The sequence below is a fragment of the Wolbachia endosymbiont (group B) of Pammene fasciana genome (assembly GCF_947251495.1).
Classification (GTDB): Bacteria; Pseudomonadota; Alphaproteobacteria; order Rickettsiales; family Anaplasmataceae; genus Wolbachia.
The window spans coordinates 239,040-265,259 of record NZ_OX366360.1 but is presented as its reverse complement, the minus strand read 5'-3'; the positions used below and the strand labels follow the sequence as shown (position 1 = coordinate 265,259).

Sequence of the window (26,220 nt, the reverse complement as noted above, 5' to 3'; positions counted from 1 at the left end):
TTGTTGATTGAAGAAGCGAAAAGGTAGATTTAGTAAGATAAAAACTAATCCTAAAAGTGAGGTAACGTGGTCAGTCTTTTAGAACTTTACAAAGATTTGCAACAAAAGATAGAAAAGTTGGAAGCGGAGCTAAAAAGTTATAGGTAAGAAAGTAAGGCTTTAGAGATAGAGAATGACTAGTTAAAGGAAAAGCTCGGTTAAAATTCAAGCTTTGTTAAGTTCAAAAGGAATTCAACCACTATGGATTAAAATCCAAAGATTGAGAGAGAGCATAGAATGCTAACTTTCGACTTGAAAGTCACCAAATTTATCTTCTTTTTTAGAGTGATTTTCAATATAATTTTTTATCATTTCGTCAGTTACATTTCCGCTAGTCCTGACAAAGTAGCCTACTGCCCACAACCCAATATCTCTTTTTTAGCTCTGGAAAGTTTTGCTGGATTTTTCTGGAACTTTTTCCTTTTATTAACTGCACTAACTTACTAATACTTAAGTATGGGGGTACAGAAACGTATACGTGTACATGACTTGACGCAACTCTACCTCTGATAATTTCTACTTGATTATTTGCACATACTTCTTGTACAACTTCTTTAGCTTTCTGTCCAATATCTCCAACTAGTACTGGATATCGATATTTTGTTATCCACACTATGTGATATATATACAGAGTGACTGCTTTTTCTATAATATTCCACATTCTTTCAGATTTTTCACCTTAAAATTATATTCTTAAAAGGATGGACTTCAAGTCCAGGGTTTTTCTCCCAAATTTGGGACAATAAAATAAAGAGATAAGCCAAGAAGTAAAAGGAATATAGGTGGTCAAATTGAGCGTACAGGGTATGTGAAATGTTTGATACATTTACATAGTATGGCTGACATTCATGCATTGCCTAGGTGAAATATAAGCCGAGTTCTGTTTATGTAGCTATTTATCTGGAGTAAATGTTACCATTTACTTCGTGCGATTTACCCGAGTAGATATGAGAAAAACATAAAATCTACTTCTATTTAATCTTGCTCCTAGTGTTGGTTACTTGACTACCAATGTTGCCATTGTTATGGTGTGCTCTTACCACACCTTTTCACCCTTACCTAATAATATTTAGGCGGTAATTTTCTGTAGCCCTATAACTGGAGTTACCTCCGGCGGGCGTTACCCGTCACTACCTTTTCTTGGAGCTCGGACTTTCCTCTGCTGTGTTTATCACACAACAGCAGCTACTTATTGCACCTAGGAATTATACTTTAACATTAAAATCATAAAAGCAAAAGAAAATTTCCTAACAGTCTACATACTAAAAACATTCAGACAAATAGCTAAAGGTGATATTCCGGTACATCATCGCTATCCCAAGATAAGCTTTTTTCACTTTTAGACTCTAGCTCAGTCAGTCAAGATCCTGGTCCACCGCTTGAAGACGATGAGCTACTTCTTGACCGACTACTACTCTCCACCGATATACTGTTTAGCACTGTTTCAGATTGATCCATAGTTCGCATAGATATATGTCTCATTCTGTTATTAGCGATAAAAATTTCTTCATCGCTATTGCCACTTGAAGATGATCGCCTTCTATCATTGAAATTAGTTAGTTCTAACACAGGGGCAGAATTACGACCCTTAACATATTTGTATGTTATGAATCCTATAATTCCAGCAATACTTATTATCGCTCCAACCAAAGACCCACCTATCATTCCTGCCCTATTAGACTCTATAGCAAGCTGAGCGGGCTGTGGTGAAGGAGTAGTTTGAGGAAGTAAAGTTGTAGTGAACAAAGGAGTTGTTACCTTTGTTCCAGTATTTGATATAGTGGACACTGTTTGTATAGTTGCCTCTGAGTTTGTTGTTGGCACATTAGTTGGCATTGTAGTAATCATAGTCGCTTGTGAGGTCGCAATAGTTTCAGCTACTGTTGTTGATTCTGATGCCGTACTCATCTTAGTTGTTAATTCTGTTAAAGGCCTACTCATCGTAGTACTGCTTGCTGTAAAAGTTGACTCAACAGTCGCTGCTGTAGATTTTACAGTACTTGTCTCAGTTTCCGAAGGCACACTAGTTGACGTTGTAGCAACTGTGGTCGCTTGTGGAGTAGTAGTTGTTTTTGCTACTGTTGTTGGCCCCACTGTTACTGTACTTGTTTGAATTGTTGACTCTGTTGAAGGCCTACTCGTTGTAGAAGTAGGTGCAGTGGTAGTTGATGCTACTGTTGTTGACTCCACTGTTACTGTACTTGCCTGAGTTGTTGACTCTGTTGAAGATTTACTCATTGTGGAAGTTGGTACAATGATAGTTGATGCTTCTGTTGTTAATTTGGTAGTCTTTACAGTGTCGGTTTCTGTTGTGCTAGTAATTGCAGCAGTCGTCGTTTTCTTAGAAGTCACAACCGTCTCTGTAACAGTTATAGGAGCCACAGTACTGCTGGAAATAATACTAGGCATCAATTGGCCGTTAATGATATTAACAAAATCACTGAGAGCTTTGATACTGCTTGTCGGTATTATCGTTGCTTCAGAAGATTTTCCAGAGCTCTCTCTATTAAAAGTTATAATACTCTCTCCACTTACCACAGTGACGATAAAACCTCCTTGACCATTGTCTTTAACATACAATTGTTCTATAGGATCTTCACATTCACAAACAGTAAAATTTGATTTTGGTCCTCTCTTAGCAAGCCTTGCTAAATGCAATTCTTGCGTATTAGAAGATTGTTTTTTCGCAAGAAAAGCAACTAAATCATCACCTTCAGTTCGTCTTACATACTGTAAAAAGTTTATTTTTCCTGGATTATAGATAGTAGATGGTGCTATATTTAATTGGCCGCTTTTATTACCAAGCAAAAAGTCATTAGCTCCCTTTCTATCTTTCAGATTCTGAACTACTTCAGCCACATCAAATTTAAAAATGTTTGTTCTTACTTCTTGATTTTTAGTAATCTTTCTCATCTGTGCATAAAGCATCGTATTTTCATCTAGTACTAATTGCCCTGGATTGTCAAATTTGAATAATTTTCTTTCTATAATACCTGCTTTTCCAGGTAAAGCTCTGAACTTTCCATCTACTTTTAATTCTAAGTACCAAGAAACTAAAATTTGATCCTTTAAGTTATGAGCAATTACAATGACATTACCATTACCAACTTTTACTGCTTTTGGTTGAAAGTAACTATTGTCTTCATTTGCAAGATTATTTATATCAATGTTCTTGTACAATTTTACTTTTCCTACGTATTCAACTAAGGGAACATTAGTTGAATGCTTGATTTCGTAAGTGTTGAATGTTAAGCCTTTGATGCACTTTTCTTTTTTGTTAATTTCTTCTGTAGGAAAGATAACTCCAACTTTATCTACTTCAGCTGAATTTTCTATTAGTGTGGGAGATAATTGGCCCTTAAATTCATTTGCTACGTTAACACCTGTATCACACTCGTATGTTTTTGATTGATATAGTGAGCTAATAAGTAACTTTACTCTACTGCTTCCATTGCCGTTATCTTGATAGCTGAGTCCATAAGTAACTCCATTTCCTTCAATCAACCCTACGTTTTTTGGATTAAAACCTATCGCTTCTTTAACTTTCAGTATAGTTGTATTAACTCCAAATAATCTACTTAATATAGGCATAATTATATTTAAAATCTTAATAAATGCTATTATGATTATTTCTGCGTGTTAATGTCAATGAAAATTTTAACTAAAATTAAGAAATTAATACCTTTATAATCTGCAAAGCGAAATATGGAAAATGAGTAGCAGTAAAGAATTCACAAATTGAGTGCACCCACTCTACAGATATAATATTGTAGAGCTCAAAAAACCAACAATTGCAATTGTTAACTCTTCAAGTATAATTTGTTGAGATTTACATGAACCTTATTAGATGAAAGAGAAAGAAGAGCAGTTTAGTTTTACACCAGACAATCTTAGCAAAGCAAAAAAGTCTATAGAGATGTATCCTAAAGGTAGAGAAGGAAGCGCTGTTATGCCTTTACTGTATCTAGTACAAGAACAATGCGGATGGGTTCCTGAATCTGCCATGCGCTACGTTGCTGACATGCTTCATATTCCACATATTCGCGTGTATGAAGTGGTAAATTTTTATACCATGTATAATTTAAAGCCAGTAGGTAAATATCTAATACAAGTTTGTAGAACAACTCCTTGCTGGTTATGCAATAGCGAGGAAGTTTTAAGTACCTTTAAAAAGAAGCTTGGAATCAATATCGGTGAAACCACTAAAGATAATCTATTTACTTTAAAGGAAGTTGAATGTCTTGGTGCATGTGTTAATGCCCCTGTTGTACAGATCAATAACGATTTTTATGAAAACCTCACTCCTGAAAAAGTGGAAAATATCATAGCAGAACTTTCAAGTAAATAGATGGAAAAGTTCTCGTTTAGGATAACCAAGCAATCAGGTTCTGCAAGAGTTGGAACGATCAAAACTCCAAATGGAAGTATAGAAACACCAGCATTTATATTTTGTGCAACCAAAGCTGCTATTAAAGCTGCAGATATCGAGAGAATCAGAGAAGCAGGTACTCAGATAATACTTTCCAACACCTATCACCTAATGCTCCAACCGGGAGAGGATACTGTGGCAAAGCTTGGTGGCTTGCACAAGATGATGGGATGGAGTGGGCCAATGCTCACTGATTCTGGTGGATACCAGATATTTAGTTTAGGACACGGATCAGTTTCAGAAGAGATAAAGGGAGTAAGACAGAAACAAAAAACTCTGATCAAAATTAGCGAGGATGGGGCAATTTTTCGTTCTTACATAAATGGTAAAACTTATTGTCTAACTCCTGAAAAGTCGATACAAATTCAACAAAAATTAGGTGCAGATTTAATCTTAGTTTTAGATGAATGTACTCCATTTCACGTCAGCAAGGAGTACACAAGGAAATCGATGCTCATGAGCCATAGATGGGCTGAACGTTCTTTAAATGAATTTGAAAAAAATAATAATGGCAAACAGGTGCTTTATGGAATTAGTCAAGGCGGAGTGTATCAAGATTTGCGTAGAGAAAGTTGTGATTTTATCAACGATTTGCCATTTTTTGGTCAAGCAATAGGTGGATCACTTGGTCAAAGTAAAGAGCAGATGTATGATGTAGTTTCCTTTACTATGGAACATTTAAAAAAAGATAGGCCTACTCATTTGCTTGGTATTGGTGGAATTGTAGACATTTTTCGTGGAGTAGAGCTTGGAGTTGATACATTTGATTGCGTGCATCCAACTCGCCTCGCAAGACATGGTGGCGCGCTTGTTAAAGTAAAAAATAGAGATTCTATTTCTTCAAAGTGCAAAGAGCATATTAATTTGCGAAATCAACGATTCGAACTAGATGATAACCCAATTGAGAGTGATTGTTTGTGCTTTACCTGCAGAAAACATTCAAGAGCTTATATACACCATCTACTGAAAGCTAAAGAGTTGCTGGCTTATACACTCGTTACCATTCACAATGTTTTCTTCATGAATAAGTTGATGGAATCAATAAGACAAGCAATATTGAATGATAGGCTAGATCAGGAAAAAAATAATTGGATTAGTGAAATACCGCTGCATTGTGAATTATATACCTAGTTCATATTTTGCACATGTGCGTTGCATTTTTTAATCTTCTTTAAAAACTTGACAGTACATTATATATACGGATATACTAGAAATATAATTTTTGTGAGGCATTTATGGTTAAAAATAAAGAAAAACATCAAATAGCGTTTTGCGTTTCAGCCTTTACACTCTTAGCTGGTTTATCATTAATCGCAACTGGAATTGCAGTGGGTACCGTACCTGCTATAGCTTCTTGTTTAGTGATAGGAGGAATTTTAACTGCCTTGTCTATTATGCAATCAGTAGAAAGCTATTTATTTTTACAAAACAGCGAAAAAACTTTCAATAAAATGATTAGTGGTATATGCGATGAACCAGAAAGCAAACTTTTTATAGAAAGGATTTTGCAACCATTCATTGAACTTTTTAGTGAGCATAAGCAACATAATTAAAGTACACTAAGCATAGAAACCACTTTATCGTAACTTGGCAATGAATTAATTTCTCCAATCGCAGCTAAAGTAATTCTTTCATGCTGAGATAGCAATTCTTCTGCTGCTTTTTTTATATCGTAAATAGTAACAGCACTAATTTTTTCTATTAATTCGTTTTTACTGATGTATTTATTATAGTTACCGTAGTAGTGTCCTAACGTTTCAGCACGCGAGCTAACACTTTCGCGTGACATTAAAATTTGGGATTTTACTCGCTCTTTTACTCTATTTACTTCTTCTTCCTTCAGATCGTCTGTGGACAATTTCTTCAACTCTGTCGTTATGGCTTTCAAAAGCTTATCTAGATTACTGCTATCTGTACCAGCAAAAATCGAAAGCATTCCTGTATCAGCATAACTAGAGTTAAATGAGTAAATGGAATAAGCAAGCCCCTGCTTTTCTCTTACTTCCTGGAATAGGCGTGATGACATTCCGCTTCCCAGTATGGCATCAAGAACTTTGAATGTGTGATATCTATTATCATCACGAGAAACACTAGGTAGACCAATTAATAAATGTACTTGATCTAATTTACGATGTTCTAAATACTCACCACCGGTATAACTTGCATTCTCGCTTTTTTTTAGCTCTTTTGAATGAATCTTTGAGAGAAAGTCTTTGATTAATTGAACAACCTCCTCATGTTCAACATTTCCTGCAACAGCAAATATAATGTTCTCGCCAAAGTAATGCTCATTTATATAGTTATCTAGATTAGCTCGAGTAAAAGATTTAACAGTATCTTGCGTACCCAAGATTGACCTACCAAATGGTTGATCTTTATAAGCTGCTTCAAAATACTTATCAAAAATGATATCGCTCGGTGAATCATTAGTTTGAAAAATCTCTTGTATTACAACACCCTTTTCGCGTTCCAATTCATCCTCTGGAAATGTAGAATTCATTAATATATCTATTAATATATCAATGCCAGTTTTTATATCTTTTTTAAGAACCTTTGCATAATAACTGGTGCTTTCTCTACCGGTGCAGGCATTGAAGGCTCCACCTATATCGTCAAAAGCTTTTGCAATTTCAAAAGCAGTTCTTGTCTTTGTTCCTTTGAAAGCCATGTGCTCTAGGAAATGAGATATTCCATTTTGACTTGCACTTTCAGCTCTACTGCCAACACCAACTCGTATATTTAAAGCTACGGAATCAACTTCATGCACTCTCTCAGTTATTATGCGCAGACCATTATCTAGTTTTGTTACTTGTGGTATATTCATCTTATATATTCTTCTTTAAATTCTCTTCTACAAAATCCCAATTGATCAAATGATCAAGAAAAACTTTTATGTAGTCAATTCTGCGATTTTGGCAATCCAAATAGTATGCATGCTCCCATACATCCATAGTAAGTAGTGGCACCTGGCCATAAATTAGCGGTAGATCCGCATTTGGAGTTTTAGTGATTTTGAGTTTTCCTTTTTCAAGCACTAACCACACCCATCCACTACCAAATTGGCTTACTCCATAATTTGAAAATTCTTCACAAAATTTGTCAAAGCCACCAATATCATCTTGAATTTTTTTTGCTAGAAGACCATCATCTTTAGGTTTACCACCACCATTTTTTTTCATTGAATTCCAATAAAAAGTGTGATTCCAAACTTGTGCTACATTGTTAAAAATAGGAACTGTATTATTATTTCCATGAACTTTCGTTACTAATTCCTCAATTTCCATATGTTGATAATCTGTGTTTTCAACCAGTTCGTTGAGTTTATTTAAATATCCCTTATGGTGCTTATCATAATGAAAATTCAATGTATTTGCAGATATGTAAGGTTCTAAAGCTGCTTTATCATATGGCAACTCAGGTAAAGTAAAACTCATGCTGACCTCTTTATTTTCGATGGTATGTTAATATGTGCTTTTGCGCAACACATAATTTGTAAGATGTTTATTGCAGTTATTCTAAAATGAACTATACTGACAAGGTAATTATTTTTTATTTTTAGAGGGGTAATATGTCAAGTTTATTCAAGAATTTTAGTAGATATGCTAAGTTCGGAGATATTCCTAGAAAAAGCGTTGAAGGTAACGAAGTTCCACAAAATAGTTTCTATAAGTCCGTTTATTATATTAATAGTGTTATTGAGCCAGTGAAAAATGTAGCTTTTGGTAGTTTGAGGTGTCATTCTCTGACTTATCTTACTACTTATACATTAGCTAATATAGCCCTACAACCTTTATATCTAGCATTGGCGTATCTATCATATTGGCCGGCAAAAGGGTTAGCGAAAGTAACAGATGGTTGTGATCTTAAGTACAGTACAAAATCGTTGATAGATTATTCATCCATGTTGTCAGGTAAGGCACGTGTCCATAGTAGTGCATTAGCTCAGTTTGTTAACACAGTTTTGAGTTATGTTGTTAGTGCTGTTATTTGGGCTGCTGCGCTCGTTGTTACGCCACTCGTTTGGACTATTGATAAAGTAGCAAGTAAGTTTAGTGATGCAAACGCTGAAGGTGTTGGTAGTCCTTCTTTGTCAAAATAGATAGCCTACCAAGTGCATGTGAAACCATTGTATCTGTGTGGCAAAATAAAGTAGACGAGATAAAGACACCTATAGAAGCAAGAGGATGTCATGCAAGTAGCTGACACTGGCATCCCGATACAATGTTGAACACTTTTTTTTGCCTTTCGAGAGTAAGTTCTTTCAATCGAAACACTATATGTACGTTATCATCGTCAATTTCAATGCGTTGAACTAACTTTCTTATTATATCAAGTTTAGTTTCATAGTCTGCTTGATTAAGCTCTCTCAGAGGAAAAACTTTCTACACTGTTTGTGATAAAATCTAATTCTCTCTGTAGACTCTTTTCATCGATAGCTTCTTCCCTTTGATCTCTGATTCCTTTAACTCCTTTTCCATGCTCTCAACTTCTAAGTCATACTTTTCCTTCGTTATATGACCCCTTGCATATACATAAGCTAATTTTTCTATACCTTGTTCTATTTTACTTGCACGCTTTTCAAGTTAATCCTTTGCTTGCGTACTTTCATGTTTTACGAGTCTGAGCTGATATTCCTTAGTCATTGCCTCTGGTTCTTTGAGTACCATCTTCATTTCTTTCCATACTGCTTCTTCTAGTATATCAACTCGTATTGATTTGCTGTTACACACCGTATTCCCACCAAAACGAATTGATTTTTTCTTTCAGTCCTCGGAAAAATCTTACTTAGCTTAGCTATAGATGTTTACAAAAGAAATTCAAGTGAGTGAAGAAAGAAAAATTATTTTTGCAATACCGTAGGTACGCTCCACAATTATATTGAAGTTTTTATTGCACTCAAAACCTTCATTTTTCCTCATTTCTAGAATTATTAACGCATTATCATTTAACCAGCCTGAGTGAGCTAACTCGTCTAAAGTTGAGTTAACCAGATTGATATTATAAGGTGGGTCCATAAAAACTATATCGCACTTTGAAATAGGTCTTGGTAATCCGTTAGCATTGCAACAAATTAACGTGATATCGTTCGTAATTCCAAAATCTTCTGCTGTTTTTTTAGGCAGTTGCAAATTGTAATAATCTGAATCTACCATGAATGCATGTTTAGCACCTCGAGAAAGTGCTTCAAATGAAAAAGAGCCACTTCCGCAGAATAAATCAAGTACATTTAGGTTATAAATAGGTTTTCTTGAAGAAAGTATACTAAATATTGCTTCTCGGACACTACTCATAGTGGGCCGTGCAGCTAAATTCTTGCCTGTAGTTATTTTTCTTCCACGATATTTACCCGCAATAACACGTAACATATAAAACAAGTTCGAAGTTAACTAATTATTTATAATACACATTTAATGTCAACATAGCTTCAGCAGTCTAATAGAAAGAAGTTTGCTTGTGGAGGAACGCAAGATCAATCGCTTTTCTTTGATTTATTTTCTATACTGATTGCACGACCAATCTCGTCTTGTAAATCATCATGGTTGTTTTTTTCATCATGACCCATCCCTTCAATTCTACTTTCTAACTCTAACTTAATTAAAGTATTGATTTTCTCTATACTATCGAGGAAATTGTGATACTCTTCATCACTATATTCCTCACCAGATGCTTTTTTTTCTATAAATAGATTTTTGAACCCTATTAGATCAGAACTCTGATCGGCATTCAACACAATATTTCTCTCTATAAAACTAAGATCTGATAGTAACAAACTAACCTCTAATAGATCTTCACTTTCAATGTTTGCAAGATTATCAAGATCGTCTAAAATAGAGAACATCTTAAGCTCCTTCTGTGCAATTTCTTTGTCTTCTTTGTCAAATTCTGACGATAGCCCTTTATCATCTATAAGTCTCTCATTCAGAGCTTTATTTAGCTTTGAAAGACTAACATCACCTTGCTTAGTGCTATCTAGTAACAAATCTACCCTCGCTCTGCGCGCATTTAAAACATCATTGTAATCGTTTAACTTGATATTACCATCTTCGTCTTGCTGAAGACCATAATAACTTAGCCCTTTGAAATTACGATTCTTCATCATTCTCTATGTTCTCATTCCTTTCATTATCTTGACGCTCTCTATCTTCTCCGGCACGTATAGCTTCTGTAGTGTTTTTTAGGGTTTCTGGTTCCGTACCTAATTTTCGATTTGATTGATTAGGCTTATTTTCTTTTGATGATTCATCTTCTTCTGGTTCTCTCTTGCGGCCAATAGTGTAGTCATGAAGCTTCTCAAGAAATTCCCGTCTATATGTTTTTGCTCTATAGAGTAGATTATGCTGGTAACCATCCTTTTCTCCTGTAGCAGGGTTAATTCCTATAGAGTCGAGACCATGTTCCCAAGTAAACTTCATAGCATCTTCTATTGTATAGCCCAAATGTGATCCTACATATCCTTTATAATATTCTAAATATTTATCAATTCTTCTATGTGCAATATCTTCTTTATCAATTCCAAACGCCCTGTAGATTTTTTCCTCAAGCTTATCAACATCATTTTTAGGTGATGTTGCAAATTTTGTTGCTTCAATAGTAGCACCTACAAGCTTACGTGGCACATTAATAGCATATTTCAGCACACCCCCAACTCCTGGTATTCTACCTAGCAAATTAGCTGTACCTCCAGCTAATCTGTCCGGTACATGAGTAGCCCAATTACCTAAAGACTCTAGCCCTCCACCAATTTTATCTTGCATCTGTTGTTTTAATCCCTGCATTAAACCAGTCACAGGTGATGCTTGATACATACTAGATATATTGTAAACACCAAACCCACCACCGGCAATGCTTGAGCCCATCTGTTGTACAAACTCCTTCAAAGAAAACATCAAAAACGAAAGCAAGAACAATACAAAGATCTCTCCTGCGTTGATTAAATAACCTCTCTGTATGTCTTGCACCCTTTGGTAATCACTATTTTCTTTATAATTTTTGCAATCCTCACAATCTTTACATTTCTGACAGTATTCACTGTTGGGATCCTTATATAAATCATGAAGTTTCAGTATTCTACAACCTTGTTTTTTTATCGCACTCCGCACTAAAGATCTTATTTCATTAATTATTTCCCTATAACTATTGCATTTATTTATATCTTGACAGTAGCGTTTTATTATTTCACTAACATCACCTATCCTTTTCTCTATATTGTTGATCAGTAATATAATGTCAGCCCTCTCTGATGCATGAGATAAACTATTTGTTAAGCGTACTAGATCTTTTGCACTACAGCCATTACTAACTATCATATCACTTTCCGCAATATAGTGGTCTGCTGGATTATCTTTAGTTCCAGGAATTGGATTAAAGAAAGGATAATCTATATAACGAAAACCTTTATTAATGTAATCTGGTGGAAGAGGGATATATCCAGCGCCACCAGTAAACTTTACTGTACCACCTATTCTGCTTAGTTTTTCTACACCTTCTATATTCTTATCTACGTTCAATGTAGAAGCCTCTCCAATAGCATAAGGTACAAAAATTTGCCCTGGAGTCCAGCTAAAGTATTCTTTATCAATTATACAAAAACCACCAAATACCCATTTTGGAGCACATAACTTTATTTCAAGCCATTTATTATAGCACACAGTAAAGCCTAACTGTTTATAAAAGGTATTCATTATCATCGCAGCAAGTAATGACAGCAGGGTAAATATCATAATTGATTGCAAACAGAAACTAATACAGAATTTTATCCAACCCTCAAATAGACTTTTCAGTGGTGAAAATAAAATAGAGATTAGGAATAGCGGCATTATAGCTACAAGAAAAGCTATACCCATAAAACCAGAAAGGAATATTATGTAAGCATACATACACAGCAGGAAATATAAGACAATCCCTATAAAAATTGCCGGTATCATAAGGAGACTTGCCCACATTTGATAATGTAAAAATGCTGCAAACTTTTTCCAAACAGAGTAAGCAAAAAACTTATTAAACATATCCTCCATGAAGCTAAACAATTTAGCTTCATTTCCTTGAGCAACGTTTGAATTACCTCCGGTGTTCATGTTGGGAGCAAAATTAGTAATTATGCTTATCAATTGTTCAAGACCTTTAACAAATAAAACAAGAAAATGATCATAGAAAAATCTAAAACTTCCAGGAGATATAAGCACTATTACTAGAGTGATTTTCATCATTCTGATGAGCATATCATGCTTAGTTTCTCTTATCATTCCAAAAAGATAAAGAAGCGATGAAATCACTATAAATAGAACAAGCAAGGAAAGAACAAAATTGTGAAAGCTCGTACTTTTTTCAGCTATATTTTCGAACATCGCCTGTGCAGCTGCAGGATCATTGCTATCAAAATGCTTTTTACAATTTTCGTTAATCAATAATACACATTTTAGATAGTTATAAATGTAATCAAAAAATCCAAAGTTACTTGGTTTCTGCACTCCGCTCAAAAATTCAAAAGAGTAGCCACCTGCATTATCTAGATAATATCTATCTAATATCTTTACATATATTTTCCATCCTTTTTCTAACCTCACCGTATTACAACTCCTGTCCTGTAATGTGGTGTTATCTCTGTCTAAAGTAAAAAGCCCACTTCCATCTTCCGCTACGGAATTGTAACCTAGATGTACAGTAGGAGACTCAGGGTTACGCATGGATTTTAAATTTTCGTTAGGACTAGAATCGCTAGGCCTTTTAAATAAAAGATAAGCACCATGGCCGTTAGTAAACCAACATGGAGCACCACGTGATACTGTATTTGCGCTATCATCTTCATTAATGCACTTGCACTTTACAGTGCAACTTTCTTTAGGCTTACTTGAAAATTTTTGTATGCTAGGTTTATAATCATTACAAACTAAGTGAAAGTCAGGCAGACTGTTGTCACCTTTCCCTCTTTCAAATTTGGTTGCATATTTTAACTGCTCCAAACTTTCCAAACTATAACTACTTTGAGATTTCTTCTTATTACTATTGCTCCAAGATGTCCATGCACCATTTACTCGTACTACTAAACTATCTCCATTGGTTTCAAGGCCGGTATCCTTCCACTTCACTACTTGATTAGGGTGAAAACCATAATTGATTTCTCCGGTTTCAGGATCAATAGGTTCTCCACTTTCACCTTCTGGAAAAAACGCATCATGACCGATTGGAAAATGAGCACCAATTGCAATGGGTTCAGGACCAAAATAATCAGCAGATATACATCTTGGAAAAGGCATATCATTCTTACTACAACCTGTAACCAGAACACAGATTACCAAAATTAATAACCTAAACCAACATTTGCCTAAGCGTGATTGCATACCTAAACTTTTTCCAATACAGAATAAATTTCTAAAACCTTACTTCAAATATCTTTTTAATTAGTTACTCCATATATCTCATCAATCTTCCTTGACTTGTCCTTTTGTTTTATCAGAATCCTTTTGCTTATCTGGCTGGCTTAGTGTTTCAGATTTGCTCATTTCTCTGCCAGCACTCCCTTTCCCATCTGCTTGCTTTGGTGTATCAGGCAATTTAGCTTCAATTTTGCTACGATCTTTACTCATTCCCTGCTTGATGTTATGTATCATATTTTGGGTTCTATCATCAAGGCCAACAGTTGACAGCATAGCTTGTGATGCGCTCCTAGAAATATGACTAACACTTTGAGCAACTCCATAACCAGAGCTGAACAACGCCTGCGCCATAGTTTCTGATATAGAAACAAAAGCTTCCATTGCACTAGCAATGATGAGATATATAAATGCCTGGATTAGATCTATAGGTAATGCTGCAAAGTGCCCACCAGCCCTTTCTCCTGTACTGAGCGCAACATCAACACTAGTACCAGGACTATACCCAAGAGGTAATATTGATTTCATAAGACACAGATCATACGATAAAAAATTTACACTAATTAAGCATTGATAGCATGCAGAAAAATTTGTGAGGTTGTATAGAACTGAATACATTAACTGATTTAAAAGAGACAAGGATGAAAATAAAATGACTGGTTGCAATGAAACATGAGCCAGCGTTCTTATCCAATTATCAAATAATGTTTTAGTTTGTTGAAATAGAATAAATACGATAAATAAAGGTGCCAATGACAATAAAAATGCCACTAAAATAGTAGATATTACATACTTAAACGTAGCACTAATAATGCATCTTAAAAACACAAAAGTGGCATAAAGTATTGCCAAAAATGCAATAAAGCCAAAAGGTCCTGATAGCATTAAAGATAAAAATTTCAGCCATGTTTCTCCTGTAAATAATACTCCCGCTGTTAAATCTAAGAATGCAAATTTTTTACCTCCTTCTCCTATATAGCCAGAAAAACTATCAACTAAATAAATGCTACCCTCAACAAAAAGCCCAGACAAAGTTGTACCAAAGAATTCCCAACTTCTATCACTAAAAGCAAAAGCTATAAATGCTATTTTGAATATTCTTATAATAAAATCGAATTTACTTAATTGTATTGTTCCAAGCATATAGCCAACAACAGTAAATATAACGTATAGAATAAGCAAAGCTCTTACTCCTTGTAGAAGGCCTCTTGCATATCCTTTGTATAAATCTTCAACACTACCTACAATTCCTGTTTCGCATTTTTTCCCTGCTGTCTCAGTACATGAGGAGCATTTTTCTCTTGCTGTTGTATCACATGAGGGGCATTCTCTTCCTGTTGCAATACAAAAGATATTTCTTATAGTTGATGAAATAAAATCGTTTATTTTTCTTTTTAAAAATAAATTTACTGTGTATTTGTTATCTTCATAATATTTGCTATCTTTATCCGTAATATCATCTTTCTCTACGTTTTCTACATTAATACCAAAATATATTTTCTTAGACTCTTCATTTACCAAATGACTTCCATCTATTATGTAATAGTCTACATTATCCTCTGTTATTTTATCTAACTTCCTTACTTTTTTGAAATCATTAGTCTTTCGAGCAGATGGATCCCTTGGCGGATTATCACCTAAGTACACATACAATTTTTTACCACCATCAAAGTTACATGATCTAGTTACTTCAACATGATATCCACCTCTATGAAGAAAGTAATTGCCATTGCTTGCTATAGCAAGCATTACACTACTACCAGGTGTTATACCTTTTATTTTATAATCATGATTTAATCTCAGAGAGTAATCTTCAAATTTATAATTAATCTGTGAACATACATTATCTCCTTTCGCACCTTTCTCATTTGGAAAACATTGAATACCTTTAGCAGTATCCTGATCATCAAAATCGCCAATTTTTGCAACAAGAGCTTCGGCCCAAGAAATATCTCCTCTGTCCTCTTTGAAGTTTAATTTAGAATTTGATATTAAATTAATGTCAATCTGCTTAGAATCCCTCTTATTTTCTTCAATCTTTTTTAGTTCATCCTCAATACGTTTAAGGTGAGAATACATGTCACATGTATTTCCTTTATCATACTTCTCATACCTTATAGAAGAGACGCAATTCTCCCCTATACCTTTTGCGTTGTAACATATATTCTTATAGTAACAATTAAGTTCATAAGAACTGTATTTGTTCAGCTCATTAAAATCACACCTTTTCCCATTACATAATTCATTCAGTCCTATTTTAGTTCGTCGTAGATCTAACAACGCACCATTTATCCATGAATTTTGAATATAATCCTTATTAAAATGTACCTTATTATCATATGGAGTGTAGCCATTGCCAACTAGCACTCTTCTTTTATTCATTTCTTCTTTATTCAGCGGCGGAAATTCTACTACAGTTCTTTTACCACTTTCTCCACAAAAGAACTTTCCTCCGTTTAGCATGTCTCTTATTGTAGCTCTATCTTTTTCATCCCCTTTTTCAGTTCTATAGCAATTATCATCAAAACTGATACCTTTTCCTTGTGGATTGTCATAATCAATCGTTATCTCTCTGGGAACTAAGCTAAAGCTTAACTTATCACCAGGATTTGCTTTAATTCCAGTATCTACATAACGTCTATTGCTATAGAATTCATTATTTCCAAAGCCTATATCCCCACATATTTCTCGTTCATCAAGACTAGCATTATCAGTTAACTTATTACTGTAATTTGGTATTAAATCATTAGCACAAAATACAGCGGGCACAAGTACTCTCTTTGGATTTTTCCCTTCTTTAAGAGGACAAAAATTTACTGACCCACCAAGAGTAAATTTGATTTTCTCATCCTTGCTAATTACTTGACCAGAATCAACCCAATGAATTTTAACTCCTTCGCCAGCTTCACGAACTGGAACATCTATACTGACACTAGTATTTCTGCTCTGCAGCCCAGGTTCAACACAATCCATTGTGCAGCCAGTAATTACAAGACATAGTATCAATAATAATGATTTTCTGCTCATCATTGATTTCCTGTGTTTGTCGGTATTTTAGGTGCTGATCTTTGAGCTGATTGTGGTATTTGAGGTCTTCGACTTGGTGTACCAGATTGCTGACCTGCTCTTCTTTGGATACTTTGTTCATCTAAACCTACTGTTCCCATTAAGCTTTGCTGATATTGCCTTCCTGGTTCGCTTGCCACATAAACACCAAACAACGAATCAGATATTGTTGAAGATGCCTCAACTAAAGCTTTCATAGCATGTCCCAAAATCACAAAAGCCATCATAGCGGTGATATTAGGTGCATGTTTGGAAGCATAACCATAAATAATACAAGGATTAAAAATCTTTAAGTTAAGATTAAGTATACATGTAGGACAGACCTCAAAATTAAAGACCGAATACACAATATAATCCATAACCTGGCTTATTAATGATATAAAAATTAAAAGCACTACCGGATGAATTGCAAATCTTGCTAAATTTTTGACCCAATTGTGAAACATCTGTCTAGTATATCCAAATAGAAGGCAAATAATAAAAAGAGGCGCCAAGGAAAGCAATAATGCAACTATTGCTATAGATGTGATAAAAGAAAATAAGGCGTTAAACATCGATAAGCTCACTGTTATCAAACCCCAAATCACCAAGCAAAACGATACAATACCCAAAGGACCGGAGAATATAAGAGATACTATTAGTAACACTGAGTGTGCTGATAAAAACCTATTGAGCGGTAAATCAAGAAATTCAAAAACATTTGATGTTGTACCTCTGAAATTTGCTATTTCTATTAACTGTTTTGGAGCATTAACAAAAATAGAAAATGCATTGTTATAAAAAAAACTCCAACTGTTATCGTTCAGCAATTGGGTAATAACTCCTATCTTTACACATATAATTAAAAATTCATATATAGAAGCATGAGACAATCCAAAAAAGTAATAAAGGGTGTATAAAACTATATATAATACTAATAACGACACTATTGTAGATCTGATGGTATTTGTTCTATTTGATGCTACAAAACTTTGATAAAGAGACTTCACAGGTCTAGTATCAGAGTGAATCGCGTTAGTGTCTTTGTAGCTAGAACCGAAAAATGCAGTTTTTACTTTTTCATCAAAAAAATTATATATCGCACTAAAAGTTCTTACAGGTGGCTCTTTAGTTGTAAGGTTAATACTAAACTGACCCTCATTTTTCTTATAATCACAGCCATGATCTCTTATTCCGTAATATATAGTGCCACTCTTGTCTTTTAGCTTTTCTTTTAATCTTTCCATATACTCAGTATTATGAACTTCACTGATATCCACAGGTATATCCCCCAGAATTTCACCAGGATTGTGCTCAGGAAACTTATCAGAAACATGTATATATAAGTTGTTTTTTAGACTATGGTTCTTCGTTACTCTTATATTGAAACCACCCTTGCCCTTACCATCACCTAAACTAAAAGTTAACTCTGGTTTTGGATGGTTACGATCTATCTTATGATCACAGTTAATACATATACCGCCTCCTGGAATGTGTTCAAATTCCTCATTATCCATGTGAACACGTAATAGTGTAATGTCAGTTTTTACCCGTTTTTCCTTTAATACGTTATCAATAATTTCAGCAATAACAGATTCACCTCTAGAATTTAAAGTATTGAATATCTCACCTTCTATACTATTGTATTCAATATATACGCAACCTTTTTCTCCGCTGCCGAAAGAAAATTTACATATACGTCCACAGAGTAAATTTAAAATGCGCGTATCTATCTTACTTGCACTGCTCTCTGAAAGCTTGCTACAGTCTACATTTTCCCCTTGCTGTTTTATAGAGTCGATGACATTTCTAATTTCCTCTCTTTCACTTTGATCTAATTCTGAAGACCAGTACTCTTTTCCATTTAACCATTGTGCATTGCCTATTTCATATTTATTAGGACATATTTCACCTTGACACTTCTCTTGATTTAAAACATGTGAAAAATACTCCTTTTCCCCTTCACCGCAATTTTCGTCAATTTTTTTGCAGGTGACCATGCCATTATTGTTTTTACACATTTTACTTCCAACAACACTAAAGCTTATCGCATCGCCAGCTTTAAGCGCAAACGGTAATGTAACGTTTCTTACTCCAGGTTCAATTGCAAAATCTTTATATTGCGAACAAAAATTAACCTTATTAGGTACTATATTAATCTCTGTTACTTTTATTTTATCCGAAATATAGACTCCAGAATCAACCCATTTCTGCTCTGTTGACACTATATCCAATTTCTCACGCAAGCCTGATGAATCTTCTGGCTTAATACACCCGCACCCAGATAATAAAAAGAGTATCACAAAACTTATGCATAGCTTAACCAAATTTTGGTTGCTCAAATGTTCAAACATCTGTTACTCACCTGCGCTCACTCTCCACCTGATTTTATAGATTCACTAGAGGAAGATCCCGATCCCTTATTATCATCTCCACCTCCTCCAATAGCCCCTCTTGCCTTATTTACAGCCGCAGCAGCAACTTGACCAGCACCTCCAGCAGCAGCTTTGGCAGCAGATAAAGCTTTATTCACCATTTGTGCAGGAGTGCTACCTGAACCAAGTGCTGCTCTGTGATTACCAGCAAGCTCAGCAGCCATGCCAGGAAGAACGTTTAAAAAGTGGTAAAAGAGGAATAATACTAAACACAATTTTAATAATTCTCCGATTAGAGAGCTGCCAAACTCCATGTATGTAAAGTCGAATAGACCAAGTATGCTGCTCTTTTTAAAGCTATAATTTTGCATCATACATGCGAGAGTAGTTTCATTTTTATCACATTCCCCATCTTTCAATTTAAACCACTGTTTTTTCTTGCTATATGAGATTTCTGCTTGTTTCTTTTCATATGACTTGTCCGGTTGTTCATTTTTATATAACTCGTCCGGTTTAAAATTTAAATTTTTAAAATAGATTTTATCACATGCTATGAACATAAAAGATAGAAATGCAAAGAGGATAACTGGGTATAAACTGTAGGTAATTAACTCTTTTAGCCAACCATCAAAATATCCTTTAGTATGTTGAAACAAAACCATAGGAATGAATAAAGGTGATAAGATGATAATTACACTAAGCGCAACTAAAGATAAGATAAATACATAGCACATCCATAAAATAACCATCATCATCAAAATGGCCATAAATATACAGACAAGAGCTACTAAAATTTGTCCACCAGCGAAAATAATACCAATCACCGAACCTGCAACTAACAAGACAGGAGCAGCGCCAAGCAAGACCGCTAACGTTGCAACACCTCCAGTACCAATTTTGCCACCAATTCCATCTAAAGGGGCACCTAAATAGAATAAAATTCTACAATCAAGCCTATCCCAAGGAGCAAGATAGCTGTAAGATATTCTTTTTCCATCTACTTTACGCATGTATTCATAATCTTTGCCTGCTTCGTAATTACATATACCTTTGCTCTCAGATGATGCTTGCAATACTATCTCCGACAAACCATTTGAAAGTTTTGTTAATTCTCCGTAATAATGAGACATGGTACTACCTGTTGTAAAGTAAATCACTAAAGCAAACTTAATAATCAACATGTACATTTCTTGAGGACTGCGAACACCACCAGACATGGCTTTTATAGAGAACAGTATTAAAGCCAAAACTAAGACAGCAGTTACGGTGTTTTTTAGCTTTTTCTGTGCTACAGATAAGAAACTGCCCTTGTTATGTCCATTTTGATCGTTAAGTGGACTGCCACTTGAATCAATACCTGCAACTAAATTATCTAACGATTCCTTAATGCATTGCACTATCATAGAAGTGATGGGAAGAGGAGCTAATGATTTACTCCCTGCCTGATTGTAGCAAGCTTCAGAGACATACTGGCTAAAACAACTGGCATTATTATAACCTACAAAAATTTTTCCCTCTCCTTTCTTTTCCCTTATAATAGTTTTGTAATCTTTGTCCTTATTTTTAGAATCATTAAGATCTTCCTCATATTCACCTGTACCATCTTTATTTTTGAATATCATCACAGATTTTTCACACATAGGAGCAAGTGGGTCAGGTGGCAATTCTGTGCATCCCATATCAACCCCTTGCGGCCAAGGAGTCATTTTGATACCAAGCATTCTCACACTTGCCAGCTCCACACACAATCTGTCCATTTTTTTTACTGCCTTGAATGTTGACCCATGTATGGTTTCGCTTTGTCCTGCTTTAAGAACTTTACATTCCAGATCACCATCAACTTTTGGAGACCATGACCCACCTTCATATCCAGTGTCCTTCTCTCTAACATCAAAGTCTGCTTTTATTGATGTATCTAACCAAAACAATCTGCTAAATGTTAAAGGATTTCTATGGCATACTTCTATATATTCACTGTATTGCACACCGTTTTTTGGCCAGTAATAACCACCAGTATTTTGGTCAGGTATGGAGTTTAAAATGCCCTTCTCTATTTTTCTACCTACTTCTATTGATCTATTTGCCCCATCAAAACATTTAAAATATTCATCTTCCTTTTGATAATTCTTATTTGTGCAATCTGAATATTTTGAGTATTCTGATTTTGAGAATTCGAAATCTTTATACTTTCCATCATGATCACGTGCAACTGGGTGTTTAACAAAACTATGCTCACAAACAACAAGTCCTCCTATCGCCTTCCAAACCCCAACAATTGCAGCTATCATTCCAACGATAACAAGAGCAGTAAATAAACCAGCAGAAGAGACAATCAAAACAATACCAGTAAATATTGCACCAATAGCAATTGCTATCCCAGCAACTGCTGCAGCTGTTTCAAACGCCTTACAGTCAGGATTAGAAGCACGACTAAAGCTGCCAGTAGAATTAAATCTGCTAACAAATTCCGTTTTGTCAGTACCACTTACTGTATCTGCAAACACTGGATACGAGAGCAAAAAATCTATATTTAACAAAAATATCGCAACTAACAGTAATGACAGTTTAGTTTTAAACATTTTTCACCTTTTGATAAAACACAGGCAACCACATCTTTGGATCATCTCCGACTTCTTTCAGTATATCATATAACAATAGAACACTTTCCGCACGTCCAGATAACACGTTGACCACATCATCCAAATCTTTCAGATCTATTCTAGCTACTACAGCATTAACTCCCTGCTTTACTAAAAAGAATCTAGTACTTGGATCTGTGTGTTTGATCAGTATGTACTCACGTTCAGTTAACATAAAAACATCTCGATAGACACTAGTAGCTTTCAGATTTGGCAAAAAAATTTGTGTTGCTGTCTGCTGTACAAGCGTATCACTAATAGCACTTTTACTTGCATCTTCAACACTCTGAGTAGCAAAAACTACAAAAGCATTTAACTTTCTCAGCACTTTCAACCAGTCTTTTATCTTAGGTGCAAAAACTGGATTATCTATTAACGCCCATGCTTCATCAAGAACAATAATAGATGGAGTGCCATCAAGCGATATACTAATCCTATGAAACAAATAAATCAAGACCGGCCCAAGAGCAACAGGATCTTTTAGCAAGCTAGCCATTTCAAAGCCAAACACTCTTGCTTTTGAAAAATCTAGCAAATCTTCTTTATTGTCAAATATTGCAGCATGAGAGCCATCATCATGCCACATAGATATTGCTCCAGCTAGAGTATCAGGACCCGCAAGCCCTAAAAATGGTACAAGATTTCTCAAAAATCTGTCTTCTTTTTTTAATTTAAAATTTCCCTCAATTGCATCATTAATTCTAGCAATATCTTCTGAAGTGAATTTATCGTTGTACACTAAAATTAAAGATTTTATCCATTCCATCAAAAATGTTTTATTATCAGGAGTATCGTCAAGTTGCAGAGGATTAAAATTTGTCTTAGTTCTTGGTTCTATTATAGTATAGATACCACCAAGTGCTCTTAAAAAAATTTCTGCACCGCGATCTTTATCAAAAAAGAATATTCTTGGAGAAAATTTCATTGCTTGAGCACATAAAAAATTCATTAAAACAGTTTTGCCAGCACCTGTTGGCCCAATTATCATAGTATGTCCAACATCCCTTATATGAAAGTTGAAGAAAAATGGAGTGCCAGATGTTGTATCAAAAACTGTAACAGCATCTCCCCAGTGGTTATTGAATTTTTTACCAGTAGGATAATTATGTTGAGATGCAAAACCGGCCAAATTAAGACTACTTATTGTACCTTTTCTTACTATATAATCAAAATTACCAGGAATTTGCGCCCAAAATGCTGGTTCTAGATTAACCCTCTCACGAACAGGATAAACACCACAATTAGAAAGCTCCGATTCAACCAATGATAAAGCATTGTCCAATGATTTAGGGCTTTTTTCTATACATAAGATAGTTAAATGGTGTTCACCAAACGCAATTTTACCACTCATTGCATCATCAAGCGCATGAGAAATTTCTGCTATTTGAGAAATAGCTTTATCTGCAGATTGTATCATACGATTTTGCTGTATCTGCATTTTCGCAATTGCCATTTGCCTATTTGTAAATTGAAAAGACTGCGTGATAATAAATTCATAAGGAAGTTGTAAAAAAGAATCAAGCATTCCTGCGGAAGTATTATTTCCATATTCTTTGATACTAACTATTCCAGCATATTTACTTTCATTATGAGTCACAACCTGTATCATCTTATGGCCAAAAAATAACCTATGAACTGGTAAGTATCTTGATATTTCAGTTTTTAGTGGAAAAAGCGTATTTGTAACAAAGCCACAATTTACAATTCTAGACAGAAACTCCATTATTTCACAAAACAGTCCGTTTGGAGTTTCTTTTACTCCAAGGACTTTAGGCGAATAATTCCTAAGGCTTGTTACTATACGATTTGTCGTTTCCTCTAAATCTTCATAGGTATCACGCATATCACTTTCCCAAGCATGTTTTGAAGTTACATGCCCAAATTTTTTCAGTAGATGTGATAAAAATTCTACTCCCTTTGTATCTGCCCTACGAATAATCGTAATGTATAAATCATTAATAAAAGATTGCCTAGTTGCGTGTTTTTCTCTCCATTTTAGATTTACATGGTTAGCAAAAAAATTTGGTAAACTCTGATTTGCAAATTCATCAGAAAAAATATTTTTCTTACGTCTGATGGTATGAAAGTACAAACTAAATGCTGGAGATGAAATGCTTCTTAGCATCTGATTTCTGATATTATTTTGTATCACCAAGTCTTCATCATCGGCCGTTTCAAACGCAAAGCCATTTAATTTTATAAATTTAACTAACCAATTCTGCTTTGTTATCAAGGTTGTACTATTCCAATAGCAAGAATAAGGTATAAATTCGGCAGCGTGAACCTCTCTACTTAGAATAGATTTATTCTTTGATTGAATAGCTCTAAATCTCAACATTGCATAACATCAAGTAATGTCATAAGAATTGGCTCCATGATAAAACCGATTTAAACATTTGGAACATTTTCCCAACTTTACCATAAATAACTCAATAAACAACGGTTCCTTTGCAGAAGCTATATAGCCAAGTCCATGTATACCTGGTAACATCAGGAGAATTACTCTAAGATCATTTGTATTAATGAAAATTAGCATGCAAATTAGAACGTTTAATATTGCAAACATATAACTCACACCAAAGAGCATTGCAGGTCTTGTAAGACCTTTAAATAATTGATTCGTTTGTATGCTGCCAGTAGACATATCTTTAACCTTCTAATAAGAGCTCTAACACTAATACTACATCATTAATTAAAAATCTATTGAAATGAATAGCACTTTAGGTAAGATAATTAATTTAAATTCAATGATTATAAGCTGGCCATTTCAAGAAGCAGAAAAAATACTACAAGAATTCCCTAATAAAAAAGAGATAATATTTGAGACTGGTTATGGTCCCTCGGGTTTACCACATATTGGTACTTTTGGGGAAGTGTTTCGTACCACAGTTATTGCAAACGCTCTAAAAAAAATAGCTCCTAGTATAAAAACCAAAATCATTGCAGTTTCCGACGATATGGATGGTTTGCGAAAAATACCAGATAATGTACCAAATCAGGAAATGCTAAGAGAGAATCTGAACAAGCCATTAACCATGATACCTGACCCATTTGGCACTCATGAGAGTTATGGTCATCACATGAATTCGTTGTTGTGTAAATTTCTTGATTTGTTTGGATTTGAATACGAATTTAGGAGTGCAACAGAGTGTTATAAATCTGGTGTTTACGATGAAAAACTTTTACTCCTGCTGAAAAATTATGATAAAGTGATGGACGTAATGCTTCCATCATTTCGGGAAGAAAGGCAGCAGACTTACAGTCCATTCTTGCCGATATGCCCAAAAACTTCCCAAGTTTTACAAGTTCCAGTAATTGAAACAAATACAGATAAAGGAACAATCACGTATGAAGACCCAAACAGGGAAAAAATAGAAGTTCCAGTGACAAAAGGAAAATGTAAACTGCAATGGAAACCTGATTGGGGGATGAGGTGGGCTGCATTCGGAGTTAATTACGAAGCTCATGGAAAGGATTTGACTCCATCTGCTGTGCTTTCAAGTCAAATATGTAAAATACTTGGAGAAAAGCCACCGCTTTTGTTTTGCTATGAGTTATTTCTTGATAAAGAAGGAAAGAAGATATCAAAATCAAAAGGAAATGGTATTTCAATTGAGGAGTGGCTAACTTATGCACCCACAGAGAGTTTAGCGTTATACATCTTTCAGAGTCCTAAAAAAGCTAAACGTTTATATTTTGATGTGATACCAAAATCAACTGATGAATATTTAGAGTTTGCTAAGCGTTATAATGAAAGTAAAGAAAAGGATGTAAATAGCCCTGTATGGCACATCCACCAGGGTAAAGTTCCAAACGTAGAAACTTCAGGCATAAATTTTTCGTTACTTTTAAACCTGGCAGCAGCTTGTAATGCTGAAAATAAAGAGATTCTTTGGGGTTTTATATCAACTTATGCACCAAACGTTACACCAGAAAGCAACAAAATGCTAGATAGGCTTTCGGATTTTGCAGTTAGGTATTATCACGACTTTATCAAGCCAACAAAAGCGTATAAAGCTTCAAACGAAAAAGAGAAAGAAGCGTTACTAGATTTAAAGAACAACCTACATTCCCTGCCTATTACAGCCACTGCTGAAGAGATTCAATCTCAGGTTTTCTCCATCGGAAAAAAACATAATTACAATAACTTACGCGATTGGTTTCAGTTGCTATATGAAACGCTGCTTGGCCAAAAAACCGGTCCTAGAATGGGATCTTTTATAAAGCTTTATGGGATAGATAATACAATCTCTCTTATAGAAAGTGCTACTGAACGTACACTTTAGAGTTTACCTTCTTTCATTTGAGCCCTCTAGTTTTAT

General features: G+C 34.8%; 17 protein-coding genes, 1 other RNA gene and 1 pseudogene. 5 read left to right on the top strand and 14 right to left on the bottom strand.

Annotated features, from left to right (window positions below; genetic code table 11):
• Positions 1-279: 279 nt before the first annotated feature.
• From tnpA to OPR29_RS01195, 3 genes and pseudogenes are all read right to left on the bottom strand, one after another.
• A pseudogene (gene tnpA / locus OPR29_RS01205) lies at positions 280-698 on the bottom strand (IS200/IS605 family transposase).
• 194 nt (positions 699-892) lie between these two features.
• An RNA gene (rnpB, locus tag OPR29_RS01200) (RNase P RNA component class A) lies at positions 893-1,241 on the bottom strand.
• Positions 1,242-1,398: 157 nt separating this feature from the next.
• Positions 1,399-3,630 carry a hypothetical protein gene (locus OPR29_RS01195; protein WP_265025314.1) on the bottom strand — a complete coding sequence of 744 codons (2,232 nt, stop codon included), beginning with the start codon at positions 3,628-3,630 and terminating at the stop codon, positions 1,399-1,401.
• Positions 3,631-3,886: 256 nt separating this feature from the next.
• Here OPR29_RS01195 and nuoE point away from each other — a divergent pair, with 256 nt between their 5' ends.
• From nuoE to OPR29_RS01180, 3 genes are all read left to right on the top strand, one after another.
• Complete coding sequence (gene nuoE, locus OPR29_RS01190; protein ID WP_265025313.1) at positions 3,887-4,387, top strand: NADH-quinone oxidoreductase subunit NuoE; 501 nt, start codon at positions 3,887-3,889, stop codon at positions 4,385-4,387.
• Positions 4,388-5,599, top strand: coding sequence for a tRNA guanosine(34) transglycosylase Tgt (tgt, locus tag OPR29_RS01185; RefSeq protein WP_265025312.1), 1,212 nt, complete (start codon positions 4,388-4,390; stop codon positions 5,597-5,599).
• Between the two features lie 104 nt (positions 5,600-5,703).
• On the top strand, positions 5,704-6,021 hold the full coding sequence (locus OPR29_RS01180) for a WD_0736 family protein (protein WP_265025311.1): 318 nt from the start codon (positions 5,704-5,706) through the stop codon (positions 6,019-6,021).
• On the opposite strand, the gene OPR29_RS01175 is transcribed toward OPR29_RS01180, so the two are convergent.
• Together OPR29_RS01175 and OPR29_RS01170 are read right to left on the bottom strand one after the other, a co-directional pair.
• Complete coding sequence (locus OPR29_RS01175) at positions 6,018-7,292, bottom strand: M16 family metallopeptidase (protein ID WP_064085407.1); 1,275 nt, start codon at positions 7,290-7,292, stop codon at positions 6,018-6,020. The genes OPR29_RS01180 and OPR29_RS01175 overlap by 4 nt on opposite strands.
• Position 7,293: 1 nt before the next feature.
• Positions 7,294-7,902: a superoxide dismutase gene (locus OPR29_RS01170; RefSeq protein WP_007302021.1), complete on the bottom strand. Its 609-nt coding sequence runs from the start codon at positions 7,900-7,902 to the stop codon at positions 7,294-7,296.
• 134 nt (positions 7,903-8,036) lie between these two features.
• Here OPR29_RS01170 and OPR29_RS01165 point away from each other — a divergent pair, with 134 nt between their 5' ends.
• Positions 8,037-8,567 carry a hypothetical protein gene (locus tag OPR29_RS01165; RefSeq protein ID WP_214303240.1) on the top strand — a complete coding sequence of 177 codons (531 nt, stop codon included), beginning with the start codon at positions 8,037-8,039 and terminating at the stop codon, positions 8,565-8,567.
• Positions 8,568-9,051: 484 nt separating this feature from the next.
• On the opposite strand, the gene OPR29_RS01160 is transcribed toward OPR29_RS01165, so the two are convergent.
• From OPR29_RS01160 to OPR29_RS01120, 9 genes are all read right to left on the bottom strand, one after another.
• The gene (locus tag OPR29_RS01160; RefSeq protein WP_164819305.1) at positions 9,052-9,198 is read right to left on the bottom strand and encodes a hypothetical protein; all 147 of its coding nucleotides are present in this window, start codon (positions 9,196-9,198) and stop codon (positions 9,052-9,054) included.
• Positions 9,199-9,285: 87 nt separating this feature from the next.
• The gene (rsmD, locus tag OPR29_RS01155; protein WP_007302024.1) at positions 9,286-9,834 is read right to left on the bottom strand and encodes a 16S rRNA (guanine(966)-N(2))-methyltransferase RsmD; all 549 of its coding nucleotides are present in this window, start codon (positions 9,832-9,834) and stop codon (positions 9,286-9,288) included.
• A gap of 104 nt (positions 9,835-9,938) precedes the next feature.
• The gene (locus OPR29_RS01150) at positions 9,939-10,568 is read right to left on the bottom strand and encodes a WD_0853 family protein (protein WP_012481862.1); all 630 of its coding nucleotides are present in this window, start codon (positions 10,566-10,568) and stop codon (positions 9,939-9,941) included.
• A complete protein-coding gene (locus OPR29_RS01145) occupies positions 10,552-13,806 on the bottom strand; it encodes a TrbL/VirB6 family protein (protein WP_265025310.1) in 3,255 nt (1,084 codons plus the stop codon). Before OPR29_RS01145 ends, OPR29_RS01150 begins: the two co-directional genes overlap by 17 nt.
• 81 nt (positions 13,807-13,887) lie before the next feature.
• Positions 13,888-16,869, bottom strand: a complete 2,982-nt coding sequence (locus OPR29_RS01140; protein ID WP_265025309.1) for a TrbL/VirB6 family protein — start codon at positions 16,867-16,869, stop codon at positions 13,888-13,890.
• A complete protein-coding gene (locus OPR29_RS01135; protein ID WP_265025308.1) occupies positions 16,866-19,238 on the bottom strand; it encodes a TrbL/VirB6 family protein in 2,373 nt (790 codons plus the stop codon). Before OPR29_RS01135 ends, OPR29_RS01140 begins: the two co-directional genes overlap by 4 nt.
• Positions 19,239-19,255: 17 nt before the next feature.
• Positions 19,256-21,838 carry a TrbL/VirB6 family protein gene (locus OPR29_RS01130; protein WP_265025307.1) on the bottom strand — a complete coding sequence of 861 codons (2,583 nt, stop codon included), beginning with the start codon at positions 21,836-21,838 and terminating at the stop codon, positions 19,256-19,258.
• Positions 21,831-24,236: a VirB4 family type IV secretion/conjugal transfer ATPase gene (locus OPR29_RS01125; protein ID WP_010402460.1), complete on the bottom strand. Its 2,406-nt coding sequence runs from the start codon at positions 24,234-24,236 to the stop codon at positions 21,831-21,833. Before OPR29_RS01125 ends, OPR29_RS01130 begins: the two co-directional genes overlap by 8 nt.
• 9 nt (positions 24,237-24,245) lie before the next feature.
• Positions 24,246-24,542 carry a type IV secretion system protein VirB3 gene (locus OPR29_RS01120; protein WP_006015054.1) on the bottom strand — a complete coding sequence of 99 codons (297 nt, stop codon included), beginning with the start codon at positions 24,540-24,542 and terminating at the stop codon, positions 24,246-24,248.
• A gap of 64 nt (positions 24,543-24,606) precedes the next feature.
• On the opposite strand from OPR29_RS01120, the gene OPR29_RS01115 reads away from it, so the two are divergent.
• Positions 24,607-26,184 carry a lysine--tRNA ligase gene (locus OPR29_RS01115; protein WP_265025306.1) on the top strand — a complete coding sequence of 526 codons (1,578 nt, stop codon included), beginning with the start codon at positions 24,607-24,609 and terminating at the stop codon, positions 26,182-26,184.
• Positions 26,185-26,220 lie beyond the last annotated feature (36 nt).

What these genes read in the sequence shown, in the direction of transcription:
- OPR29_RS01195 (WP_265025314.1), bottom strand. Translation starts at nt 3,630, where the DNA reads ATGCCTATATTAAGTAGATTATTTGGAGTTAATACAACTATACTGAAA.
- nuoE (WP_265025313.1), top strand. Translation starts at nt 3,887, where the DNA reads ATGAAAGAGAAAGAAGAGCAGTTTAGTTTTACACCAGACAATCTTAGC.
- tgt (WP_265025312.1), top strand. Translation starts at nt 4,388, where the DNA reads ATGGAAAAGTTCTCGTTTAGGATAACCAAGCAATCAGGTTCTGCAAGA.
- OPR29_RS01180 (WP_265025311.1), top strand. Translation starts at nt 5,704, where the DNA reads ATGGTTAAAAATAAAGAAAAACATCAAATAGCGTTTTGCGTTTCAGCC.
- OPR29_RS01175 (WP_064085407.1), bottom strand. Translation starts at nt 7,292, where the DNA reads ATGAATATACCACAAGTAACAAAACTAGATAATGGTCTGCGCATAATA.
- OPR29_RS01170 (WP_007302021.1), bottom strand. Translation starts at nt 7,902, where the DNA reads ATGAGTTTTACTTTACCTGAGTTGCCATATGATAAAGCAGCTTTAGAA.
- OPR29_RS01165 (WP_214303240.1), top strand. Translation starts at nt 8,037, where the DNA reads ATGTCAAGTTTATTCAAGAATTTTAGTAGATATGCTAAGTTCGGAGAT.
- rsmD (WP_007302024.1), bottom strand. Translation starts at nt 9,834, where the DNA reads ATGTTACGTGTTATTGCGGGTAAATATCGTGGAAGAAAAATAACTACA.
- OPR29_RS01150 (WP_012481862.1), bottom strand. Translation starts at nt 10,568, where the DNA reads ATGATGAAGAATCGTAATTTCAAAGGGCTAAGTTATTATGGTCTTCAG.
- OPR29_RS01145 (WP_265025310.1), bottom strand. Translation starts at nt 13,806, where the DNA reads ATGCAATCACGCTTAGGCAAATGTTGGTTTAGGTTATTAATTTTGGTA.
- OPR29_RS01140 (WP_265025309.1), bottom strand. Translation starts at nt 16,869, where the DNA reads ATGATGAGCAGAAAATCATTATTATTGATACTATGTCTTGTAATTACT.
- OPR29_RS01135 (WP_265025308.1), bottom strand. Translation starts at nt 19,238, where the DNA reads ATGTTTGAACATTTGAGCAACCAAAATTTGGTTAAGCTATGCATAAGT.
- OPR29_RS01130 (WP_265025307.1), bottom strand. Translation starts at nt 21,838, where the DNA reads ATGTTTAAAACTAAACTGTCATTACTGTTAGTTGCGATATTTTTGTTA.
- OPR29_RS01125 (WP_010402460.1), bottom strand. Translation starts at nt 24,236, where the DNA reads ATGTTGAGATTTAGAGCTATTCAATCAAAGAATAAATCTATTCTAAGT.
- OPR29_RS01120 (WP_006015054.1), bottom strand. Translation starts at nt 24,542, where the DNA reads ATGTCTACTGGCAGCATACAAACGAATCAATTATTTAAAGGTCTTACA.
- OPR29_RS01115 (WP_265025306.1), top strand. Translation starts at nt 24,607, where the DNA reads ATGAATAGCACTTTAGGTAAGATAATTAATTTAAATTCAATGATTATA.